This is a genomic window from Halioglobus sp. HI00S01 (assembly GCF_001635445.1).
Taxonomy (GTDB): domain Bacteria; phylum Pseudomonadota; class Gammaproteobacteria; order Pseudomonadales; family Halieaceae; genus Halioglobus; species Halioglobus japonicus.
The window spans coordinates 1-246 of sequence record NZ_LWEE01000172.1 but is presented as its reverse complement, the minus strand read 5'-3'; the positions used below and the strand labels follow the sequence as shown (position 1 = coordinate 246).

At 58.5% G+C, this 246-nt stretch carries 1 protein-coding gene; it reads left to right on the top strand.

Features of this window, described 5'->3' with window-relative positions:
• A partial coding sequence (locus A3709_RS15720; protein WP_197484241.1) for a sigma 54-interacting transcriptional regulator occupies nt 1–246 on the top strand: 246 nt, incomplete at both ends.

Below are 246 nucleotides of genomic sequence, written 5' to 3'. Positions count from 1 at the left end.
GCCACTCACAAGAATCTCGCTGCCGAGGTTCAGGTCGGGCGTTTCCGCAACGACCTGTACTATCGAATTAACGTCATTGATGTACAGGTGCCCAGTCTGCGCGAGCGACGCGAAGATCTGCCCGCACTGGCCAGGACCATACTCGGACGGATATCCAGCGAAGAAGGCACGGCAAAGGCGACTCTGGATGCCAGCGCTCTGGACGCTCTGGCATCGTACGATTTCCCCGGCAATGTTCGCGAACTC